The 4,356-nt window shown below is 55.7% G+C and carries 4 protein-coding genes; 1 reads left to right on the top strand and 3 read right to left on the bottom strand.

Annotated features, from left to right (window positions below; translation table 11 throughout):
* Positions 1-290: 290 nt before the first annotated feature.
* Entirely contained in the window at positions 291-1,334 is a 1,044-nt protein-coding gene (locus NW815_RS00620; RefSeq protein WP_414415614.1) for a DUF58 domain-containing protein, read from the top strand.
* A gap of 103 nt (positions 1,335-1,437) precedes the next feature.
* Here NW815_RS00620 and NW815_RS00615 read toward each other — a convergent pair whose 3' ends face one another.
* The 3 genes from NW815_RS00615 to NW815_RS00605 all read right to left on the bottom strand — a co-directional run bounded on the left by NW815_RS00615 (position 1,438) and on the right by NW815_RS00605 (position 4,128).
* On the bottom strand, positions 1,438-2,397 hold the full coding sequence (locus NW815_RS00615) for a patatin-like phospholipase family protein (protein ID WP_414390210.1): 960 nt from the start codon (positions 2,395-2,397) through the stop codon (positions 1,438-1,440).
* 64 nt (positions 2,398-2,461) lie between these two features.
* The gene (locus tag NW815_RS00610) at positions 2,462-3,100 is read right to left on the bottom strand and encodes a histidine phosphatase family protein (protein ID WP_414390208.1); all 639 of its coding nucleotides are present in this window, start codon (positions 3,098-3,100) and stop codon (positions 2,462-2,464) included.
* A gap of 59 nt (positions 3,101-3,159) precedes the next feature.
* Positions 3,160-4,128 carry an NAD(+) kinase gene (locus NW815_RS00605; protein WP_414415615.1) on the bottom strand — a complete coding sequence of 323 codons (969 nt, stop codon included), beginning with the start codon at positions 4,126-4,128 and terminating at the stop codon, positions 3,160-3,162.
* Positions 4,129-4,356: the final 228 nt, after the last annotated feature.

Raw genomic sequence — 4,356 nt, 5'->3', positions numbered from 1 at the left:
TCCTCTCAGAAAAAACCTGCCCGTAGCACTGGTTATGGTGATTTCAAATTACACTGAAGCAGCTTGTAGATTCCAGACCTCTTTCTCCTTTGGAGAGGGGCCGGGGATGAAGGAGTGATGAGGGGACTGCGGTGTTGTGGAAACTAAGCCGAAAACTAGTTCCATTACTGCTTCAACGGACGGGAAGCCTGGGGATCTTCTCCTCAGAGCAGAAATCAGGGCGCCAGGTTCGTTTTCTGCGCCGCTTCCGCTTTACCCGTATTGGGGGGCGGTTTGTCGGGATCGCCCTGTTGGTAAGTATTGCTGCTTTCAACACCGGCAACAATCCCCTGTACTTGTTGCTGGGGATGCTGCTCAGCCTCATCCTCATCAGCGGTACCCTCTCTGATCTCACCCTCAAAGATCTGGAGGTCAGCCGGCAGTTGCCTAACCGCATTTTCGCTGGCCAGCCTGTCTTAGTGGGTCTCACGCTGGTCAATCGCAAACGGCGCCTGCCCAGCTTTTCGTTGCAGGTGAGCGAACGCATTGAGGGGCTGAGGCGGGAAGATTGGCCTTCCAGCTATGTTTTGCGGGTGGATCCCGGTGCCAAGGTGGACACTTTTTACCAGCATACTTTTTCAAGGCGGGGAGCCTGGCAGTTGCAGGGTTTTGAAGTTGCCACCAGCTTCCCATTTGAACTCTTCCGCAAGGCGGTAGAGATTAGGGATCCCCAAACGGTGATCGTGTTTCCGCGGCCTGCCTCGGTTCAAGGATTGGTGCTGTGGGATCAGCTCAGCAGCGGCAACCAATTGCGCCCCCAACCCGGTCGAGAGGGAGACTACCTGAGCTTACGGCCCTACCGACCCCACGACGATGTGCGTTCTGTCCACTGGAAGATCTCGGCCAAACGGGATCAACTGATCGTGCGGGAGTTGGAGCGTCCACGAGCCCAGGCCATCACCCTCTGTTTTGAAAACCGCTGGCAGCCCCAGAAAGAGAGGCCCGAGATCCATCGAGACAAGTTGGAGCGAGCTGTAGAGCGCTGTGCCGGGATCCTCTTCTCCTTGATGCGAGAAGGTTACCCGGTAGCACTTGTTACGTTACAAGAGCGGACTCCTTTTGGGTCAGACCTGGCCCATCAAGATCACCTGCTGACCGTGTTGGCACGACTTACTTTTGTCGGGGATCCCCAGCTCAGCCCTCCACTGGAAAGAGAACCTGATCCCTCTGTCAAGTTTGACCTCACCCCTCAAGATCGCTGTGTGCTGCTGGCCCATCCCGACCAGGATGGAAAATCTGCCCCGGCCCATCTCATCCACACGGGATCGCTGTTGCAATTTATCCCAATTGAGTGAGCTTCAGGCCCATTTTGATAGCAGGATCCATCTGAGATTGTTTGGAAAGCTTGGGCGCAGATCCTTGCAAAGCTTTAGGTTAAACTGCTGAAGAAGTGGTGGTTCACTGCTCCAACTTTTGTCGCAATTCTGGAATGGCCCGCCGCATTTGTCGATAGCCCTCCTGAATAATCGGATCTGCTTGATGAAAATCGAAGATCCCATACTGGCTCAGCTTGGGTTGTAAGAGCAAATCCGGCGGATGTTTGGCTAAAACACTGCGGGTAACGATTTGCTCCATCACGTTCAACGTCTTGCCAATAACGTCGAAAATATTGGGACCAGAGGGCTCATCTGGAAACCATTGGCTAATTTTTTCTTGGATCCCTTGTTGTAGGGATTGATAGCGTTTGCGAATGCGGGTGATGAAGTTGGTTTCTTCTTCGATCACTTCTCCTTCAGCATTCAAGCGCTGTCGCCGTTGAAGGGTTTCTTCCACCTCTGTTTCTTCCAGTTGCGACTCCACATCCGCGGGATCCACATGGTTGAGATTGACCGCAACAACAACATCGGCCCCCATCTCTCGCACCACCCGCACTGGCACCGGGTTGACAATGCCCCCATCTCCGAGATAGCGCCCTTCGTAGTAAAAGGGTGTAAAGATCCCTGGGATAGAGATGCTGGCCCGCACGGCATCTGCCATTTTGCCCGAACGCAACAGCACCTCCTGGCCTGTGATCAAGTCGGTAGCCACACAGCAAAAGGGGATCCCGGCCTCTTCAATACACAGCTCTTGCAAATGTTCTGTCAGCAGCTCATAAATTTTGTTGCCATCCAGCAGGCCACAGGTGGGAAAGACCACATCAAACAAAGACAGGATCATCTTCCAGTTGAGATCTCGCACAAAGTCTTCCAGCTCATCCAGTTCTCCCGCTGCATAAATGGCTCCCACAAAAGCGCCAGTGCTCGTCCCGGCAATGTAGTCAACGGAGATCCCAGCCCGCTCTAGAGCTCGAATCACACCAATATGAGCCCATCCCCTCGCTCCGCCGCTGCCCAGTGCTAATCCCAGTTTTTTGCCCATGATTGCTCCCTCAAAAAGAGACCCAAAAGACCTCAAGAATCCTAAACCTTGCTCCCTCTAACAATTAGGTACCTGCCCTTTCCCGCAGATCGGAAGGCAGATAACTGCGTTCCCCTAAGATTTCCAGAAGGGGGCCATAGCGGTCGAACTTGACCACGCTGACCGAGGCGGCCAAAACCTCAATGCGATCCCGGTAGCGACCCAGGTCGATGCCCAGCAGGCTGCAGAGAATAACCCGAATGGTGGCCTTGTGGGAGACGATCAAGACGTGGCCGCCTGTCCATTTTTCCTGGATCTCGGCCACAACCGGCATGGCCCGATTGGCAATTTGCACGGCGGTTTCGCCCCCCGGAGGGGCGTTCCAGGCCGGCTCGGTCATCCAGCGCCAATAGGCTTCTGGGTAGGCTTCTTGTGCCTCGGCGTGGGTTTTGCCCTCCCACTCGCCATAGTGAATTTCTCTTAGGCCCTCTCGAATCTGCATCTGCAAGCCAACTTTCTCGGCCAGGGGGCTCAAGGTAGCCAAGGCACGCCGCATCGGGCTGACGTAGAGAGCTTGCCAAGGGATCCCAGCATAGGCTGCGGCAAAGGCTTCTGCCATTTGTTTGCCTTCGGGGGTGAGGTCGGGATCGAGAGCGCCGCAAAAGCTGCCGGAACGGCTGTAGGGAGTTTCTCCGTGTCTAAGGAGGTAAAGTCTCAGGCTCATGGGAAATATGCTTATGGGAGCGAACTTTGCCACTCTAGCTGCCCAACTTTAAGCTCTCCTTATCCCCCCTCGGGGCGGTGGTTGGTGGTGGGGATGTAGATGCGGCTGCCCGCCCACTGCAATTTTTCCCGCAGAGTGCGAAAGTAGGAGAGATCTTTTTCCAGGATCATCAGCTTGGCCGGTGTAGGCGCTTGCTGAATGTGAACCCACTGGCCGGGATTCACCGACTGAGCCAACACGCCATCTGTCCACAGGCGGGTCAACCCTTCGGGATCGGCAAGAGGCCAAATGTCCACCCTGGCTGTGCCGCTGATGACAATAGGACGGCTAGACAAACTCAGGGGACAAATAGGGGTGATGATGATGGCGTCGAGGGTGGGCTCGAGGATGGGGCCATTGGCTGCCAGAGTGTAAGAGGTGGATCCCGTCGGTGTGGCCACCAGCACGCCATCCCCGTGGTACTGATCCAAAATCTCTCCGTTTACCTCGATCTCCATGATCGCGGCAGGCAGCCGTTCTCGGTTGATTGGCTTCAGGCAGATCTCATTGAGGGCATAGTAGACTTCGCTGGCCGGACGGCCTTGCGACTTTCCCTCTCCACGGGCGGCCAAGGGATCCCCTTGCCCCAACTGCGGCTGTTCCCAAATCTGGGCTTGCAACATCATGCGGGCTTGCAAGAAAAAATCCCCTGCCTGAATGCGATCCCAGGGATCCTGTTGCAGCACCCGCTCCGACTGGGCCAAAAACCCCAGCCTACCCCCCGCTTTGATCGGCAAAATCGGGATCCCATGGGGAGCCAGGTATCGTGCCGCCGCCAACACCGAGCCATCTCCCCCCAGCACCACCGCCAGATCGATGGGATCCGAGGTGGCCTCCAAAAAGACTGGGTAGGGGTTGTGGTGCAAGCCGGTGGGAGCTGTCAACACCGTAACACCGCGCCGGCGCAACTGCTCCGCACACCTCTGGCAGGCGGCTTTGCTCTCCCGATCCCCCTCTTTGTAGGCAATCACCACCAAGCCCAAGTCCATGGTCAACCTCATCAAGGGATCCCTGTCGATTGTCCCCTTCTTCAGACTGGGGATTGCTCAGGATAATCCAGACTATCCCCCCCAAAGTTAACCAGAAAATGTTCTCTTGGACGGTGAAACCGATCACCGCAGCTCTCCCTTGAGCGTCACTGCCCCCGCCAGAGCTTTCTTCTACAACTTTTAAGTAACAGTTAAGTAAATGTAAACTACCCGACCCTGACTGCTTCG

Origin of the sequence: Synechococcus sp. R6-7 (genome assembly GCF_047461695.1) — a bacterium.
Taxonomy (GTDB): domain Bacteria; phylum Cyanobacteriota; class Cyanobacteriia; order Thermostichales; family Thermostichaceae; genus Thermostichus.
Note: the sequence above shows the minus strand (reverse complement) of the source record. Positions and strands in the feature narration are given on the sequence as shown.